A 16,726-nucleotide genomic window follows, 5' to 3' on the forward strand; every position below is an offset into this window, starting at 1 on the left:
CGGGGACTCAGGTGCCGTCGCTCCTCACGCAGTTCAAGCTCGATGAGGCCGAATCCGTCTTCGAAGTGGCTGCTCAGCCGCTGTCGGACGTCCTCAGCCCCGAGGAGAACACCCGCGCGAGGGTGTTCAAGGTTGATAAGGAGGGGACTGAAGGATTCGTTGTACGGGGGATGGTCCCGCTGCTCGACCAGTTTCGGCCCGACGCGGAGCTGGCCATCGAGGTGACGCCGCAGCGGATGCTCGAATTAAGGGAGTCGGCCATGGAACACCTGGGCGCGCTACAGGCAAACGGGTTCCACATGTATCGCCTTCGGAACGACTGCACCGCCAGCCGCTACTCGGCAAGCCTTGCGACACGGATCAGAGATGCCGATCCGGTGGCGGGAGCCGACTACCGAGGAGGGCGAAATGCTCTTCTCCCGCATCGACACTGAATACGTGCCGTAGGCCCGGGGGGCGGTGAAGCGTTCGCGTCGGCACAGCAACACGACAGCTGCTCAACTCCGTCAAGGTCTCAGCCGAAGGGTGTCGCGGGTTCCGCACCATCAGCATGGTGTTGGCTGGTCGAGGGGGTTGTTGGGGAGCCCATGGGCGTCCTCGGTGAGGTGGGCTGAGGGCTTCCCTGAGGGAACGTCTGGTCCGGCTCGTCGAACGTCACGCTGTTCAGCAGTGCCACGATGTCGGAGCAGTACGCGTCCCAATGGCCCTCGCACGGCGTCGTGAGGTTGAAGGAGACGAGACACTGCTCCTGACCCTCCCCCCCTTCCGGCACCGGCAGGTACACCTGTATTTCTGCCATCGGCAGATTCAGCTCTTCCCCGGATGCGGAGGTTTCAGCGGGGATGTGGAAACTGTTCACGCCCGTCAGCACCGCCGCAGGTCCGACCGGGGTGCCGAGTACCGTTCCTGCCCAAGAATCTCCCCGCGCGGCGATCAGAGCGCGCGCCATTCCGTCTGCCGCAACTGCCGAATCCCCGAATGCGAAGGGCGTCACCGTGACAAGCAAGGTGCCGAGGGACAGTTCACCTTCGTAGGAGCGCAGGCAGGTTCCGGCGTACAGCGCCCCGGACTCTTCGAGCGCCTGCGACACCTTCTGCAGGTTGCTCACAAGGTTCTCGTAGGCTGCGGGCCTCGCTTCGAGAGCTTCCCGGGACACGCGAGTGATGAGTTCCTGTCGCGCTTCTTCAACGCTCATCCCTAGGGGAATTTCCGTGAATCCCGCAGGTACGTTGAATTCCAACTCTAGCTCCCCCTCTGGTTATGGTGCGGCCCCGCGGGAGGGGAAGGTGAGGAAGGCGGCGGGACGGGGAGCTGGGCTGCCTGCTGACGGCGGAAGCGCTCAAGCAGTTGCAGGTTCTCTCGGTGCCAGCGTCTCGTGTAGCGCGGCCCGAGGACGGCCCCGACCAGGCACAGAAGGCCGACGAGGCAAGAGCCCACTGCGGTCGGCACCGTCTCACGTACGGCCCACGCCAACGTGAAGAAGCCGACGGCGAAGACGCAGCACACGCTGATCAGCCGCGCCGGATGCCACCCCTCATAGGCTTTGGCCTGCCTCTGTGCCCGCGCAGCACGCTCCGGATGGATCAGCGGAGGTGCAGTGGCCGCCGACGGATTGTGGGGAACAGCTCCTGGCCAAGGCTGAGTGGCGGCGCTCCACGAGCCGGCCGCCTGCACGCGCGCCAGAGTCGCCTGGGCACGCCGCCGGGCCCCCGGGCTGTCGTCGCGAGTGAAGAGCAAACGGCGCTGCCCTCGTCCGTAAGGTTCATCCGCGCTGAGCGCATAGCCCAACTCCGCGCCGATCCAGGTAACCCGATCAGCGCGCATCGCCCCGAACCCGGTGAAGACGACTTCAACAGTCGGGCGTCCGTCGAAACCTGCTGCTACCGCCGCCTCGTCCGCGTCTTTCATGCTCGTCTCTCACCCGCCGTCGTTGCTGTCCTGGTCTTTCGCGCTGCCCTTCTTCCACGCGTTCTCCATAGCGACCAGCAGAGGGCCGGCACCGGGAACTCCCATCTCCATGGCCTGACGGCGGTCTGTCGGCTTGAAGTTCTCGAAAACGGACGGATCCCCGAACAGGCCTGCCCAGGAGTCGACCAGTCCGAAGTTGGACGCCGCGTCCGCCACACGGCTCTTGAATATCGCGGTGCCCAGCTTGCCTCCGACGCGAACTGCGCCCCCGAACGGGACCGTGCCCAGCGCGTCCTGCGCCAGCGTCCGGTTCGACACGACGTCTTCGCCACCCGCCATACGAGCGGTTCCGTGCAGCACGAGCGCTCCTGCCGCGAAGCCGGACGATGTGACCTCCAGGCCCGCAGCCAGTGGTCCAAGAACGATCTCAGAGGGCGGGAAGACGAGGCCGAGAGCAGCGATTCCTACACCGGCTGCGCCGAGTATGGCGCTGACCGTCGACAGGACATCACCGACAGCAGCGATGGCATGGGCGTGGTTCTTCACCCAATCCCAGGCTTGGTGCGCCAGAAGGGAGTTTGCCTCGGCCAGCGACTTGATGGCGTCGCCGATTCGATCCAGCAGCCCTGGTTCGTCGGGAGCTTCTTCCGAGGCTTTGCGTACGGCCTCGGCGATCTTCTCCGCAGCCTCGTCATGCTGATGCTTGAGACGTTTCGCGTCCTGGATGAGAGCATTGAGGGCATTCCTGGCAGCATCAAGCTCTTTCACTGCCCGGTTCAACCGCTGTTCGGCACTGTGCAGCTCTTCATCGGTGTCGAATGTCTGCCCCGCCAGTCCCAGGTTCGGGTTCCCCTCCGCGTCCCGCACACGAGACCGGGCGGTTACCGCGCGAGCCTCCAGGTCTGCCGACCGGGACTTCATGCCGCTCAGCTTCGCGGACCACTCGTTCAGCTGGAAGCCACAGTCATAGAAGCTTTGCGTCGCGGAGTCGACCAGCTTCGGCAGTTCCTTCACCTGCGCGGAAAACGCGTCTGCGGCAACGCCCTCCCAGGCGCCTCCGCCACGGGTTATGGAGTTCAGAGTCTGCCAAACTGAGCTCAGGTTTCTGTGCGCCTCGAAAGACTGATCCGAGAGTGCACGCACCGCCGAGAGACTTCCGGGTGCCGGATCGAAGCCGAGGCCCGGGAAACCCGCAGCCTCGGAAGGTATCTTCCCGCCGCCACTCATGACCCCTCCCCACCCGCCTACCCGAAGACCCGGGACGTGGCATCGGATGCCGATGCCGAATGCGGCGACGAAGAACCGGGGGGACTTTCCTCAAGGCCCTTGGCGAACGCTTGCTGAATTCCCGTCTCGCAGGCTCGGTACGATTCCGCAGTGGCATCCACTGATCCGCGTATGGAGTTCGCCAGCCCGGCGATCTGCCCGATTCCGTACTTCCACTTCGACTGAAAGTCCGAGCAGGCGGAATCCAAGGAGTCGTGTCCCAGCTGTCCTGCGGTGGCTTGGTCCATCTTGCGCGTCACGGTCCGCATCCCGGTGACGCTCTCGTCGAGCTTTCGCGAGATGGAGCCGAGTTCGTGCACATCGACTGTGAAAGTCCCCGGCAAGAGAGCCCTCCCCTTTTCTCCTGCGCCTATCTGCCGTACGGGCAGAGCAGCCTAACAGCGACAAGATCCCGGCGCGGCGGGGAGGACCAACCATGACCACGCCTTAACGGAGGTGGTGGCGCGGCTGAGACCATGGTGCAGCTATCCAGCCTGGCTCCGAGCACCGTTCACCCGCCACCGCGAGATGGCATTGTCGTGTCAGGATCCGGACTCGGCGGGCCAGATAGCGAAGAGCGGCTGCAAGGGGGCTTCGGCACCCCACAGCCGCTCTCAAGTCGTGACTGTGCGGCCCCGTACCGCCAATCATTCATCGCCGCCAGAACCCGAGCGCGCGCCTCCACAACCGCGAACCGCGCCTCCCGCTCACCTTCCTGAATCCGGGCTGCCTGGCTGGTCGCCGCCCAGGCCACTTGCAGTACAGCAGCCCCATCTCGGCGGAGAAGTGGCCGCGGCTGACTGCGTTCAGCGCCATCAGGAGACCCGTGTCCTCGCTAGAGGCTGCCCCGAACCGTGCGCCAAGAACTGCACAAAGCAAGCCGGTGCTTGTCCGGAACGGAAGGGCGGTGGACTGTGGACTGATCTGCACGCCTCCGAAGAGCAAGAAGAGAGAGTCAACGTCCCCTGGACATCCCACCGCCCCTTATGCCGTTCTTGCGTGAGCACAAAGCTCGGCAGGGGGCCGAGCGTGCTCAGGCGGGCGCCTTCTGGGAGGAGCACGACCTCGTATTCGCCCGACCGGAGGGGCACCCGATCGACCCGCGCGACGCCTGGGAAGAGTGCAAGGAGACCCCGGCCGAGACCGGTATCAGTGATCGCCGACTGCACGACAGTAGCCGCCACACGGGCGGGACGATCCTGAACGAGCTGGGCGTCGGCATGCGCACCTGGGCTGAGACCACGAATCCCAAGGACGCACGCGCCCGGCGTCGCCGCTGGATCAAGTAGCAGCAGAAAGCCCCAGGCCACCACCGGTGACCTGGGGCTTTCCCTCTCTGAGCCCCCTGTCGGATTCGAACCGACGACCTACGCTTTACAAGAGCGTTGCTCTGACCAGCTGAGCTAAGGAGGCGTGCCTGGTGCAGTGTACCCAGGCTCGCAGCCTACCTGGCGCCGCTATTTCGTGACCCGCGGGCTACTGACACCGGGCGTCGGCCCGGGTACCGTCACGGACAGTTCACAGCAGTGGACTACACCACTCCTTTTACTCGGATCGTCCGGCACGTTCCTGCCGGTGAAGGGACACACCATGGCTACGGTCACGTACGACCAGGCGACCCGCATCTACCCGGGTTCCGAGAAGCCGGCCGTCGACAAGCTGAACATCGAGATCGAGGACGGCGAGTTCCTCGTCCTGGTCGGGCCCTCCGGGTGCGGGAAGTCCACGTCGCTGCGGATGCTGGCGGGGCTGGAGGACGTCAACGACGGCGCGATCCGGATCGGGGAGCGGGACGTCACCCACCTGCCGCCCAAGGACCGGGACATCGCCATGGTGTTCCAGAACTACGCGCTGTACCCGCACATGACCGTCGCCGACAACATGGGCTTCGCGCTCAAGATCGCGGGCGTGAACAAGGCGGAGATCCGGCAGAAGGTCGAGGACGCGGCGAAGATCCTGGACCTGACCGAGTACCTGGGGCGCAAGCCGAAGGCGCTCTCCGGTGGTCAGCGGCAGCGGGTCGCGATGGGCCGGGCGATCGTCCGGGAGCCGCAGGTGTTCCTCATGGACGAGCCGCTGTCCAACCTGGACGCGAAACTGCGCGTGCAGACCCGTACGCAGATCGCCGGTCTGCAGCGCCGCCTCGGAATCACCACCGTGTACGTCACCCACGACCAGGTCGAGGCCATGACCATGGGCGACCGGGTCGCCGTCCTCAAGGACGGGCTGCTCCAGCAGGTCGACTCGCCGCGCAACATGTACGACCGGCCCAGCAACCTCTTCGTCGCGGGCTTCATCGGCTCGCCGGCGATGAACCTGGTCGAGGTGCCGATCACGGACGGCGGCGTGAAGTTCGGCAACAGCGTCGTGCCGGTCAGCCGGGAGGCACTGGCCGCGGCCGCCGACAAGGGCGACCGTACGGTCACCGTCGGCGTCCGGCCCGAGCACTTCGACATCGTCGAGCAGAACGGCGGCGCCGCGAAGTCCCTCACCAAGGAGGCCGCGGACGCCCCGGCGGGCCTGGCCGTCACCGTGAACGTCGTCGAGGAGCTCGGCGCCGACGGGTACGTGTACGGGTCCGCGGTCGTCGGTGACGAGCACAAGGACCTGGTCGTGCGCGTCAACGGGCGGCAGGTGCCGGAGAAGGGCACCGAGCTGCACGTCGTGCCGCGGCCGGGCGAGACGCACGTCTTCTCCACGTCGACGGGTGAGCGGCTGAGTGAGTGAGGGAGTAGCTGAGCTGCCGCCGAGTCGCTGAGCTGCACAACGGTCGAGCCCACAGAGCCGGCCGGTGAAGCCGGTGAAGCCGGTGACGCGCTCAGTGGATGAGCGGGGCACCGGCCGTACGGCGACCTGACGCCTTCTGTACGCGGCGGTGCCGGTCCTTCGGGGCCGGCACCGCCGCTTTCCGTAGGGGGCGGGACACCGCGCGGGTCAGCGATACGCCCGGACATCGCACGGGTCACCGTACGCTCCGTGTCGACAAATACCCCGGCAGAGCCGTCATTTCGAGCCTGTACGTCAACATCACGCACGCACTTAGGAGGAAAAGATCCCTCGATTCGGTGACTAAATGTCGCCAAATCATCACTACTCGCTACCATCGCCCCGTGAACTCCGCAGCCCGCCGTATCGGCCGAACCCTCGCCCTTGTCCTTCCCGTCGTGCTCGTCCTGTCCGGGACGCTCGCGGTCACCCGCGTCCCGTGGGCGTCGCCGGGTACGGACTCGCAGATGCTGACCGCGTCCTCCGAGAACGCCTCCACCAAGGCGGGCTCCCGGGCGCCGCAGGACGTGCTCCGCGACCGGCTCCTGGTGGAACTCCAGGAGAAGAATCCCGGTGTCGCGCTGACCCACCTCCAGGAGGAGACCACCAAGCGCCCCTCCCTGGCCAAGCACTGCGTGGCCATCGCGCGCGCCCTCGGCCGTGCCGCGGTCGCCAAGTACGGCGGCGCCGCGCACCGTGCCCAGGCATGGTCCCGACCGGTCTGTGACACGTCGTTCGCCACCGGTGTCGCCTCTGTCCAGTGAGCCCGGCTCGCACCGCATAGGGTGCGAACCATGACAGCCCCGTACCCGCACCCCACGCAGGCCGTGATCCTGGCCGGAGGCCAGGGTTCGCGACTCCGCCCGTACACCGACGACCGTCCCAAGCCGATGGTCGAGATTCCCGGCACCGGAACCCCGATCATCGGCCACCAGCTCGCCTGGCTGGCCGCCGAGGGCGTCACGGACGCGGTCGTCTCCTGCGGCCACCTCGCCGAGGTGCTCCAGGACTGGCTGTCCCAGGCACAACTCCCCCTGCGTGTCACGACCGTTGTCGAGACCGAACCACTCGGTCGCGGTGGCGGTCTCAAGTACGCCGCCGCCTCGCTGCCCCGGCCCGAAGAGCCCTGGTACGCGACCAACGGTGACATCTGGACCCGCTTCTCGCTGCGCGAGATGGCGGACTTCCACCATGAGCGCGGCGCCGACGCCACGCTCGCGCTGGCCCGGCCGCGCATTCCCTGGGGCGCCGTGGAGACCGACGAGTTCGGCCACGTCCTCGACTTCATCGAGTCGCCGCCCTCGCCTTATCTGATCAACGCCGGTGTGTATGTGTTCTCCGCCGCCTTCACCGGGCTGCTGCCCGCGCGCGGGGACCACGAGCGTACGACGTTCCCCCGTCTGGCCCGGGAGCGGCGACTGGCCGGCTTCCCGCTGCCGCACGGCGCGTACTGGCGCGCCATCGACACGGCCAAGGACCTCACCGAGGCCGCCAAGGAGCTGCGCTCTCAGCGGGATTGAGCCACACCGGTGAGCCATCCCCACGGGTGACGCGTTCGGGCAGCGCTCATGAGGGCGCATCGGAGGAGTGCCGCATCCGATCGACAGCCGACGCAAGGAACCGCCCCCATGGCCGATGCCATGGGGGCGGTCCGTTCGTCTGTGAGGGTCTCACGGGGCTCCAGGGGCCTTGCTGCGCCCCAGGAGCCCCTCCCCTACCCCAGGAGGCCGCCCAGCGTGCCCCCGCGCCCCCTGCCACTGCTGGAGCTGCTCGAACCGCTGTCGCTCGCGCCGCCGTTGGTGCCGCCGGCGGTGCCGCCGACGGACGGTGCCTGGGGTGTCGTCGCCGGGGCCCGCGTCGGAGCGGTCTGCCGCGGCGGGGTGCCGCTGGAGGAGCGGCCGGAGTCCGGTGCCGATCCGCTCACGCTGCCGGTGGCCCGGGCCGTGCCGGGGGCCGAGGCGGAGGGGGTCTTCGACTTCGGGGAGCCCGCCTTGCGCGAGGCGCCCGCCGACGGCTTTCCGGGGTGCTTCGGCGACTTGCCGGGGTGGCCGGGGCCGTGCTGCGCCTTCGGGCCGCCGGGCTGCGACTGCTGCGGCAGCGGCGAACCGGGGAGGTTGTTCGTCGCGGGCTCGCCGGGCTCCGGTACGGACGGTACCTGGGCGGACCGTACGGCTCCGCCCAGCAGCGACCCGACCAGCAGCGTCAGTCCGGCGACCACCGCCGTCAGGACGGCGCCGCGGCGCAGGACCCGGCGGCGCAGGTCCCACAGCTCGACGCGCGGGCCCAGCCGCCGCCACGCCTCGCCGGCGAGCCGGGCGTCCATCGAGTAGACCGGCGCGCCCGCGATGAGCAGCGGGCTCCAGGCGGCGAGGTAGATGATGTCGGGCGCGTCGTAGACGGGCACGGTGCGCCAGCTGACCGTCATCAGGAGGGTCGCGGAGAGCAGGGCGCCGAACGAGGCGGCGACCCGCTGCCACAGTCCGCACATGGTCAGTACGCCCACCACGACCTGGAGGAAGGCCACGGTCAGGCCGGCCCCCACGGGGTGCGAGAGCGCGAAGTCGCGCAGCGGCGCGACCAGCGACCACGGGTGCAGCGACTGGAGCCACTTGACCATCGAGCCGCGTTCGCCGCCGTCGAAGTAGACGGGGTCGCAGAGCTTGCCCATGCCCGCGTACACGCTGATGAAGCCGAGGAAGACGCGCAGCGGCAGCAGGACGACACCGAGGTTCATCCGGCGGCCGGGGTAGTACGCGTGCCGGATCGTCGGGTCGCCGCCGCGCCGCCTGGCCGCGTCGCCGTACCGCTCGTACGCCGCCGTCTCCTCGTCCGAGTACGGCGGTTCGTCGTCGTAGTGGTCGTAGGCGCCGGTGGTCGGGCGCACGCCCTTGAGCAGGGTGGTGTCCGCGTCCACGGGGCCGCGCTGCTGGCCGACCATGGTGGGGGCCGGGCCGCCGGAGCCGGTGAGCGTACCCGCGCCCATGCCCGCGCCGGTCCCCGTGCCCGTGCTCGTGCCGGGCTGCTCCTCGTCGAGCCGGACCCTGGGCAGGACCTGGGTCGTGGTGCCGACGTCGTCACTCCCGTCGGCGGTGACCGTGGTCCGGCCCGACATCCGTACGGCATGGAGGAGTTGGCTGGTGGCGGCGGTGGTGCCACCCGGTTCGGTGCGGCCGCTCCACACCACGGGTGCGCGGCGTCTGCCGCCCGCCGGCTCCCGGACCACGGGGATGCGCGCGGTGTCGGCCATCGCGTTGCCGCTCGCGGCGGGCGCGGCGAGCTGCACGCGGAAGCTGGCGTGATTGACAATGACCTGCGCGGGATCGCACGGCACCTTGACCGAGCTCAGCACCGGCTCGTCATCGAAGCCCGGCGAGCGTCCCCCCGTAGGCGTGCGGGGTGTTCTGGTGTCCACGCTCATCTAACCGAGTGACCCGCGTTTAAGACACTGCCTTGACCGCCCCGAACTGTCCGAGACCCGTCAAGGAAGCGCGGGATCACCCCCGACCCGGCGGATGACCTCCGCAGGGCCACCTCGGCACGTCGGCGGCGCGGGTCCACACGCGGCACCGCACAGCCTTTCGGATGACCATTCGTACGTCCGTACGAACTGGCCGCGTCGGCGAGCGCGTGGCTCCGGGGGCGAGGGCAGCGGACGGAGCAGGGGCGTGCGCGCGGCCCGGAGCCCCCGCCCGCGCGCCCTCACCACCTCGCTGCCCAGCCCCTGCCACCTCGTGGTGGGTCCCTTGCCGCCTCAGGACCGGCCCCCTACCGCCGCGCGGCCGGGCTCACCCGCGCCGCCGCGCGGCCTCCCACAGCACCACGCCCGCCGCGACGCCCGCGTTCAGCGACTCCGCGCCGCCCGGCATCGGAATGCGCACGCGTACGTCGCAGGTCTCGCCGACCAGCCGCGACAGGCCCTTGCCCTCGCTGCCGACGACGATGACGACCGGGCCGTCCAGCACCTCCAGGTCCTGGAGCTCCATCTCGCCGTCCGCCGCCAGGCCCACGACGGTCATGCCCGCCTTCTGGTAGCCCTCTAGGGCGCGCGTCAGGTTTGTGGCGCGGGCGACCGGCGTACGGGCCGCCGTGCCCGCCGAGGTCTTCCACGCGCCGGCCGTCATACCGGCGGCGCGCCGCTCCGGCACTACCACGCCGTGTCCGCCGAACGCGGCCACGGAGCGCACCACGGCGCCGAGGTTGCGCGGGTCGGTGACGCCGTCGAGCGCGACGATCAGCGGGTCCTCGCCGTCGTCGAAGGCGGCGGCCGCGAGGTCCTCGGGGTGCGCGTACTCGTACGGCGGCACCTGGAGCACCATGCCCTGGTGGTTGAGCCCGTTGGTCATGCGGTCGAGCTCGGGGCGCGGCGCTTCCATCAGGTTGATGTTGCCGCGGTCGGCGGCGAGCTGCAGCGCCTCGCGCACCCGCTCGTCGTTCTCGATGAACTGCTGCACGTACAGCGTCGTCGCGGGCACGCCGTCACGCAGCGCCTCGAAGACCGGGTTACGGCCGACGACCAGCTCCGAGGTGCCCTTGGCGCCACCGCGCCGCGGGGCCGGGCGCCGGTTGGCCGCCTGCTTGGCCTGGGCGTTGGCGATGCGGTTCTTCACATGCCCCTTGCGCGCGGACGCGGGCGGGGTCGGGCCCTTGCCTTCCAGGCCCCGGCGCCGCTGGCCACCGCTGCCGACCTGCATACCCTTCTTGTTGGACGTGCGGCGGTTCCTGCGCTGGCTGTTGCCGGCCATGGGTCACCTGTCTCTTCACTGCTCTCGACGTCTCGCGACGTGGAGTGGATACGTACGTACGGATGTGTGTCTGCTGTGTGTCTGCAAGAAGTGTCGCCCGGAGACGGCCGGTACGGCCAACCGGCACCCGCCTGACGGGGACCGGCCGGCACGGGGAGACGGCCGCGGCGGGTACCAGCCGGGACGGGTACCCGCTGGTACCGGCGCCCGGTGGGGCGGGAGCCCGCAGGACGGGGCCTGCGGGCCGAGGGCCTGCGGGCTCAGAGCCTACGGGCCCAGGGCCTGCGAGGCCCACACCCACGGGCCGGGCTCCGGCCGGTCGAGAACCGGCAGGCCGTAGCCCCGCCTGCCCCGCCGCGCCGGACCCACCGTGCCGACCCCGCTCAGGACAGCGACCACCGCGGTCCCGACGGCGTGTCCTCGATGGCCAGGCCGGACTGCTGGAGCTCGTCGCGGATGGCGTCGGCGGTCGCGTAGTCCTTGCGGGTACGGGCCGCCTGGCGCTGGTCCAGGATCAGCCGCACCAGCGAGTCGACGACGCCGTGCAGGTCCTCGCCGCGGTCCGTGCCGCCGCCCGACCACTGCTCGTCCAGCGGGTCCAGCCCGAGCACGCCGAGCATGGCGCGGACCTCGGCCAGGCGGGCGACGGCCGATTCCTTGTCGTCGGCCGTCAGCGCGGAGTTCCCCTGGCGGACGGTGGTGTGCACGACGGCGAGCGCCTGCGGTACCCCGAGATCGTCGTCCATCGCCTCGGCGAAGGCCGGCGGCACCTCGGCGGCGGGCTCCACAGGGCCGGCCTTCTCCACCACACGCTGGACGAAGCCCTCGATCCGCGCGAACGCGGACTCGGCCTCGCGCAGCGCCTCCTCGCTGTACTCGATCATCGAGCGGTAGTGCGGGGTGCCCAGGTAGTAGCGCAGCACGATCGGACGCCAGCGCTTGACCATCTCCGAGACCAGCACGGAGTTGCCCAGCGACTTGGACATCTTCTCGCCGCTCATGGTCACCCAGGCGTTGTGGCACCAGTACGCGGCGAAGTCGTCGCCGTACGCCTTGGCCTGCGCGATCTCGTTGTCGTGGTGCGGGAAGACCAGGTCGACGCCGCCGCCGTGGATGTCGAAGGCGGTGCCCAGGTACTTGTGCGCCATCGCCGAGCACTCCAGGTGCCAGCCGGGGCGGCCGCGGCCCCACGGGGTCTCCCAGCTCGGCTCGCCCGGCTTCGCCGTCTTCCACATGGCGAAGTCGCGTGCGTCACGCTTGCCGGTCTCGTTGTCGGCGGAGGGCTGGAGCAGGTTGTCCAGCTCGTGCTTGGACAGCTCCAGGTAGCCCGGGAAGGAGCGCACGTCGAAGTAGACGTTGCCGTCCGCGGCGTAGGCGTGGCCACGGTCGATCAGGCCGCGCATCATCTCGATCATCTCGGGGATGTGGCCGGTGGCGCGCGGCTCGTAGGTGGGACGCAGGCAGCCGAGCGTGTCGTAGGCCGTGTTGAACGCGACCTCGTTCTCGTAGCCGATGGCCCACCACGGGCGGTTCTGGTCGGCGGCCTTTGTGATGATCTTGTCGTCGATGTCCGTCACGTTCCGGATGAACGTGACGTCGTAGCCGCGGTGCAGGAACCAGCGGCGCATGATGTCGAAGTTCAGCCCCGACCGGATGTGCCCGATGTGCGGGGCGGCCTGTACGGTCGCGCCGCACAGGTAGATCGAGACACAGCCCGGCGTGAGCGGGGTGAAATCGCGAGTCTGCCGGGCGCTGGTGTCGTACAGCCGAATAGTCACGCAACAAGGGTAGTCCGAACCGGACAGTGCCCGGCGACCACCGGGGCCACGGACACAGAAGCGTGACATTCCACCCCGCGCGACCGCGGTGCGGTACGGACACTCCGGCCATGCCCCCCTCCAACTGCTACGGATGCCCCTGTCACCTGGGACAACTCCCGTACGTGTCAAGGGGTTCCCGCACCGCGTGTCACCCGCGCCGAGCCGTCGGCCGTCTCACCGGTCAGCGGTCACCGCTCCTCGGACACCGGACGCTGGTCACCGCTCACCGGTCATCGCTCGATCGGGCCACCTGGCTTCCGGGCCACCGGGCCGCCGGACTGACCGATTCCGCCCGGTTCCCGCCCCTACCTCATCGGCAGCACCAACGCCGTGGCCACCGCCGCCAGTCCTTCCGCCCGGCCCGTCAGGCCGAGGCCGTCCGAGGTCGTGCCGGACACCGAGACCGGCGCGCCGGTCGCCTCCGAGAGCACCTTCTGCGCCTCGGCGCGCCGCTTGCCGACCTTCGGGCGTACGCCGATGACCTGCACCGCGATGTTGCCGATCAGGAAGCCTTCGGCCCGTACGATGCGGGCCGCCTCGGACAGCAGCGTCACGCCGGACGCGCCGGAGTACTCCGGGCGGCTCGTACCGAAGTGCGCGCCGAGGTCGCCGACACCGGCGGCCGAGAAGAGCGCGTCGCAGGCGGCGTGCGCGGCGACGTCGCCGTCACTGTGCCCGGCGAGGCCGTACCCGTCGCTCGCCGCGTCGTCCCAGAGCAGGCCGGCCACCCACAGTTCGCGGCCTTTCTCGAAGGCGTGCACGTCGGTGCCGATGCCCACCAGCGGCATCATCTGCGGCTGCGACTGCCGCGGGTCATACATAGCCATCAGTGGCCCTCCTACGGGCGAGTACGGCCTCGGCGAGGATCAGGTCCAGCGGCCGGGTCACCTTGAACGCTTCTTCGTGGCCCGGCACCACCACGACGGGGGCGCCGAGCTGCTCGACCATTCCGGCGTCGTCGGTCGCGCCGTCCCCCTGAAGGACGACGGTCTCGTGCGCCTTGACCAGGGTCGCCCGGTCGAAGCCTTGCGGAGTCTGTACGGCGCGCAGCAGGGCCCGCTCCGGCGTGCCGACCACGGGCTCCGGCTCGCCGGCCTGCCCGCCGGTGCGCGGTTCGACCTGTTTGACGGTGTCCGCGAGCGGCAGCGCCGGCACCACGGCCGGGGCGCCGCCCCGCACCGCGGCGACCACCGAGTCGACCGTTTCGGCGGGGACCAGGGGCCGGGCGGCGTCGTGCACCAGCACCACGTCGACGCCCTCGGGCAGGGCGTCCAGGCCGCGGCGGACGGACTCCTGGCGGGTCTCGCCGCCGGGGACGACCAGCAGGTCGGTGCGTTCGGACAGCGGGTACTGGTCCAGCAGGTTGCGGACCTCGGTGGCGCCGTCCGGCGGGGCGACGACCACGACGACGGAGACGGCGCGGGAGGCGGCCATCGCCCGTACGGCGTGGACGAGCATGGGCGTGCCGCCGAGCGCGCGGAGCGCCTTGGGGGCGCCCGGGCCCAGCCGTACGCCACGTCCGGCGGCCGGGATGACGGCCGCGGTACGGAGCCGGGGCTTACCGGAGAGGTTGGCGGAATCTGGGGATACGTCTGACATCGGTTGCTCCGAAGCCCGGGGAGACCCCGGAATTAGCGCAGACAGGTTTGTTTCCCGAGCCGACATGGGTATGGCCGCAGTGTGCCGGGCGCGACGCCCCGATCGGACCCTTCCGTGACGCCGGTCGGGACAGCTGCCCGAGCCCGGCACGCCACAAGCGGGCGCGACGGCGGATCTTTTCGGGGACGAGCACGGGGGCGGTCACCACGGGGAACGATCACACGGTTCGGTAGTGGTGCACGGCTTCCGCAGGAGTGCTTCCGCGCGTGCGTGGGTCCACGGGAGCGGACGCCGCGCACGGATGCGGTTACGGGGCTGCCGGTGCGGTACGAGTACGGGTATGCCGCCGCAGATATGCCGCAGCGCCCGGCAACTGACCGCTCCTGGCCGGAGTCGGCCGCCACTCGGGCGCCGCGGCATTCGTACGTCGTCAGGACGCGAGGACCTCGTCCAGCAGAGCCTCGGCCTTGTCCTCGTTGGTGTTCTCCGCGAGGGCGAGTTCGCTCACCAGGATCTGGCGGGCCTTGGCGAGCATGCGCTTCTCACCGGCGGAGAGACCGCGCTCCCGCTCACGGCGCCACAGGTCACGCACCACTTCGGCGACCTTGATCACGTCACCCGAAGCGAGCTTCTCCAGATTTGCCTTGTAACGACGGGACCAGTTCGTCGGCTCTTCGGCATACGGTGCGCGCAGCACCTCGAAGACCCGGTCCAGCCCGTCCTGGCCGACCACATCGCGTACGCCGACGAACTCCGCATTGTCCGCTGGCACACGAACAGTCAAGTCGCCCTGGGCGACCTTCAGCACCAAGTAGGTCTTGTCCACGCCTTTGATCTGGCGAGTTTCGATGGCCTCGATCAGCGCGGCCCCGTGATGGGGATAGACCACGGTGTCGCCAACCTTGAACGTCATGTGACAGGTACCCCTTCCGTGGCTATCCATGCTAACACGGGAACGGGCCGTTCTGAATGGCGTTTTCGCAGGTCAGGGCATATCTCGGGGCTTGACAACTGCGCCCGGAACGTGCTTCGACCGCCCTCCGGGTGCAGGAATTCGCAGGTCGGAGGCGCTTCGCGCGCAGCCTGAAACACGTACGTCACACCCCTGGAAGAGCCCGCGACAGCGCCCGTACGTCCCGTTTTGCCGGGATCCGGATGTCGCAGTTCCGCTACTCCGTTCGGTTCCGGAGGGCGGGTGTCCGCCGTTTCGTGAATTGATCACCAGGCGTCCGCCTCACGAACACCGGACGGCCGCCACACGCGAGGCGCCGCACGTGATCAATTACGGGAACCCGGCGCATTCCCTGCGAATGCCGATTTACCTGCGAGGAAACCGGCCGGGCTTCATCCGAACGACCGCTTGCCGGATATTCGGGTTTCTTCCGAGGCCGGCTCCTGATCATTCCGTACGGCGGGCCGGGAAACTCCTGCGGCCGTGGACGGGATGCGGACGAGATGCGACGCGGCACGGACGAGGTGCGGCAAACGGGCGTACGACGGAGGGCCGTCGCGGCCTGTGGGGACGGGCCGGAGCGGGACGGGAGGAGGGTGTGATCGTCCTGGGGGCGGGTCGGGTGCGGCGGCCCGGGGGCGGCTCGGTAACCTAGCGGCGCTGACACACCCTTAGGGCGGCTTTACGCGGATGCCGGTACGGCGACCGCGCACGGCCGCCCAGCCGCCCATCCGCGACCGGGCTCGAAGTTCGGCCGCCGTAGTTCGTCCAAGGAGATGCCGCCGCCGTGAGCCGCAGCCTTCGACGCGGCGTCCTCGCCGCCACCGTTCTCACGCTCTCGATCGCCACGCTCTCCGCGTGCGGAGCCGGGAACGACGCCCAGACGCTCCAGGTCAAGCCGGACAACGCCGCAACCAGCGTCGGCGACCTCAAGATCCAGAACGCCTCCGTCGTCACCCAGCCCGAGCCGGACGCCGAGGGCCCGGCCGTGGTGACCGCGACCGTGTTCAACAACGGCAGCAAGGACCAGACGCTGGAGTCCATCAAGGTCAACGGTACGAACAAGGAAGCGAAGCTGTCGCCCGCCAAGGGCTCCGGGCCGATCGTGGTCCCGGCCGGCGGCTCGATCGTGATCGGCGGCAAGGACAACGCCTCCGCCGTACTGGACAGCGGCCGCGGGTCCGTCAAGAACGGCGACGCGCAGTCCGTGACCTTCGACTTCAGCGCCGCCGGGAAGGTCACCCTGCGCGCGTTCGTCGTCCCGGCCAAGAGCTACTTCAAGGACTTCGGCCCCAGCGAGGTTCCGTCGCCGTCCGGCTCGGGCCGCCCCTCCGGCAGCCCCTCCGCGTCCGGCAGCCCGTCGGGGAAGGCCACGCCGAGCGGTTCGGCCGGCGCGAACGCCAACGCCGACGCCGGCGACAACGCCTCGCCGAACAGCGGCGCGCCGCAGTCGCCCGAGGCCGGCCGCTGACGCCCGTAGCGGGCCGCAGCACCGCACCGCAGCGCTGCGGGTACCTCCGTCGGTACCCGCAGTAGCGCTGCGCCGCACCTCAGTACCCGCAACAGCACGAGCGCCGTGCCGTCCTGGCGGCTACGGACACCGACTGACTCCTGGCCCGCCTCCCGCCGGTCGGCTGATGACTGCTGACGTACGCACGGCCGGGCGACACCGT

At 69.6% G+C, this 16,726-nt stretch carries 14 protein-coding genes, 1 tRNA gene and 1 pseudogene; 6 read left to right on the top strand and 10 right to left on the bottom strand.

Features of this window, described 5'->3' with window-relative positions:
• Positions 1 to 11: 11 nt before the first annotated feature.
• On the top strand, positions 12 to 434 hold the full coding sequence (locus AB0A97_RS33415) for a hypothetical protein (RefSeq protein ID WP_361157100.1): 423 nt from the start codon (positions 12 to 14) through the stop codon (positions 432 to 434).
• Positions 435 to 514: 80 nt separating this feature from the next.
• Here the strand turns inward: AB0A97_RS33415 and AB0A97_RS33420 are convergent, their stop codons facing one another.
• The 3 genes and pseudogenes from AB0A97_RS33420 to AB0A97_RS33430 all read right to left on the bottom strand — a co-directional run.
• A complete protein-coding gene (locus AB0A97_RS33420) occupies positions 515 to 1,240 on the bottom strand; it encodes a hypothetical protein (RefSeq protein WP_361157103.1) in 726 nt (241 codons plus the stop codon).
• 677 nt (positions 1,241 to 1,917) lie between these two features.
• Positions 1,918 to 3,135, bottom strand: a complete 1,218-nt coding sequence (locus AB0A97_RS33425) for a putative T7SS-secreted protein (protein WP_361157106.1) — start codon at positions 3,133 to 3,135, stop codon at positions 1,918 to 1,920.
• Between the two features lie 676 nt (positions 3,136 to 3,811).
• Positions 3,812 to 4,014, bottom strand: a pseudogene (locus AB0A97_RS33430) (glycosyltransferase family 2 protein); the annotation flags it as partial.
• Between the two features lie 155 nt (positions 4,015 to 4,169).
• On the opposite strand from AB0A97_RS33430, the gene AB0A97_RS33435 reads away from it, so the two are divergent.
• Entirely contained in the window at positions 4,170 to 4,463 is a 294-nt protein-coding gene (locus tag AB0A97_RS33435) for a hypothetical protein (protein ID WP_361157109.1), read from the top strand.
• Positions 4,464 to 4,513: 50 nt separating this feature from the next.
• Here the strand turns inward: AB0A97_RS33435 and AB0A97_RS33440 are convergent.
• Positions 4,514 to 4,587: transfer RNA gene (locus tag AB0A97_RS33440), tRNA-Thr, on the bottom strand.
• Between the two features lie 177 nt (positions 4,588 to 4,764).
• Between AB0A97_RS33440 and ugpC the strand changes: the two genes are divergently transcribed.
• The 3 genes from ugpC to AB0A97_RS33455 all read left to right on the top strand — a co-directional run bounded on the left by ugpC (position 4,765) and on the right by AB0A97_RS33455 (position 7,460).
• The gene (ugpC, locus tag AB0A97_RS33445) at positions 4,765 to 5,901 is read left to right on the top strand and encodes a sn-glycerol-3-phosphate ABC transporter ATP-binding protein UgpC (RefSeq protein ID WP_361157112.1); all 1,137 of its coding nucleotides are present in this window, start codon (positions 4,765 to 4,767) and stop codon (positions 5,899 to 5,901) included.
• Positions 5,902 to 6,284: 383 nt separating this feature from the next.
• On the top strand, positions 6,285 to 6,704 hold the full coding sequence (locus AB0A97_RS33450) for a hypothetical protein (RefSeq protein WP_031004864.1): 420 nt from the start codon (positions 6,285 to 6,287) through the stop codon (positions 6,702 to 6,704).
• A gap of 30 nt (positions 6,705 to 6,734) precedes the next feature.
• A complete protein-coding gene (locus AB0A97_RS33455; RefSeq protein ID WP_361157114.1) occupies positions 6,735 to 7,460 on the top strand; it encodes a nucleotidyltransferase family protein in 726 nt (241 codons plus the stop codon).
• A 194-nt stretch (positions 7,461 to 7,654) separates the two neighbouring features.
• Here AB0A97_RS33455 and AB0A97_RS33460 read toward each other — a convergent pair whose 3' ends face one another.
• The 6 genes from AB0A97_RS33460 to AB0A97_RS33485 all read right to left on the bottom strand — a co-directional run bounded on the left by AB0A97_RS33460 (position 7,655) and on the right by AB0A97_RS33485 (position 15,014).
• The gene (locus AB0A97_RS33460) at positions 7,655 to 9,358 is read right to left on the bottom strand and encodes a DoxX family membrane protein (RefSeq protein WP_361157117.1); all 1,704 of its coding nucleotides are present in this window, start codon (positions 9,356 to 9,358) and stop codon (positions 7,655 to 7,657) included.
• Positions 9,359 to 9,725: 367 nt separating this feature from the next.
• A complete protein-coding gene (gene rlmB, locus AB0A97_RS33465) occupies positions 9,726 to 10,682 on the bottom strand; it encodes a 23S rRNA (guanosine(2251)-2'-O)-methyltransferase RlmB (RefSeq protein ID WP_030022525.1) in 957 nt (318 codons plus the stop codon).
• 383 nt (positions 10,683 to 11,065) lie between these two features.
• Positions 11,066 to 12,460, bottom strand: a complete 1,395-nt coding sequence (gene cysS, locus AB0A97_RS33470) for a cysteine--tRNA ligase (protein ID WP_361157120.1) — start codon at positions 12,458 to 12,460, stop codon at positions 11,066 to 11,068.
• 347 nt (positions 12,461 to 12,807) lie between these two features.
• Positions 12,808 to 13,323, bottom strand: coding sequence for a 2-C-methyl-D-erythritol 2,4-cyclodiphosphate synthase (gene ispF, locus AB0A97_RS33475; protein ID WP_361157161.1), 516 nt, complete (start codon positions 13,321 to 13,323; stop codon positions 12,808 to 12,810).
• A complete protein-coding gene (gene ispD / locus AB0A97_RS33480) occupies positions 13,316 to 14,101 on the bottom strand; it encodes a 2-C-methyl-D-erythritol 4-phosphate cytidylyltransferase (RefSeq protein WP_361157122.1) in 786 nt (261 codons plus the stop codon). Before ispD ends, ispF begins: the two co-directional genes overlap by 8 nt.
• Before the next feature lie 430 nt (positions 14,102 to 14,531).
• Positions 14,532 to 15,014, bottom strand: a complete 483-nt coding sequence (locus tag AB0A97_RS33485; RefSeq protein WP_003953493.1) for a CarD family transcriptional regulator — start codon at positions 15,012 to 15,014, stop codon at positions 14,532 to 14,534.
• Positions 15,015 to 15,840: 826 nt separating this feature from the next.
• Between AB0A97_RS33485 and AB0A97_RS33490 the strand changes: the two genes are divergently transcribed.
• A complete protein-coding gene (locus AB0A97_RS33490; protein ID WP_361157125.1) occupies positions 15,841 to 16,524 on the top strand; it encodes a DUF461 domain-containing protein in 684 nt (227 codons plus the stop codon).
• Positions 16,525 to 16,726: the final 202 nt, after the last annotated feature.

Source organism: Streptomyces sp. NPDC045470, assembly GCF_040646595.1.
Taxonomy (GTDB): Bacteria; Actinomycetota; Actinomycetes; order Streptomycetales; family Streptomycetaceae; genus Streptomyces.

Coding starts and splice junctions, on each gene's coding strand:
- AB0A97_RS33425 (WP_361157106.1), bottom strand. CDS start 3,135: ATGAGTGGCGGCGGGAAGATACCTTCCGAGGCTGCGGGTTTCCCGGGC.
- ugpC (WP_361157112.1), top strand. CDS start 4,765: ATGGCTACGGTCACGTACGACCAGGCGACCCGCATCTACCCGGGTTCC.
- AB0A97_RS33455 (WP_361157114.1), top strand. CDS start 6,735: ATGACAGCCCCGTACCCGCACCCCACGCAGGCCGTGATCCTGGCCGGA.
- AB0A97_RS33460 (WP_361157117.1), bottom strand. CDS start 9,358: ATGAGCGTGGACACCAGAACACCCCGCACGCCTACGGGGGGACGCTCG.
- rlmB (WP_030022525.1), bottom strand. CDS start 10,682: ATGGCCGGCAACAGCCAGCGCAGGAACCGCCGCACGTCCAACAAGAAG.
- ispF (WP_361157161.1), bottom strand. CDS start 13,323: ATGTATGACCCGCGGCAGTCGCAGCCGCAGATGATGCCGCTGGTGGGC.
- ispD (WP_361157122.1), bottom strand. CDS start 14,101: ATGTCAGACGTATCCCCAGATTCCGCCAACCTCTCCGGTAAGCCCCGG.
- AB0A97_RS33485 (WP_003953493.1), bottom strand. CDS start 15,014: ATGACGTTCAAGGTTGGCGACACCGTGGTCTATCCCCATCACGGGGCC.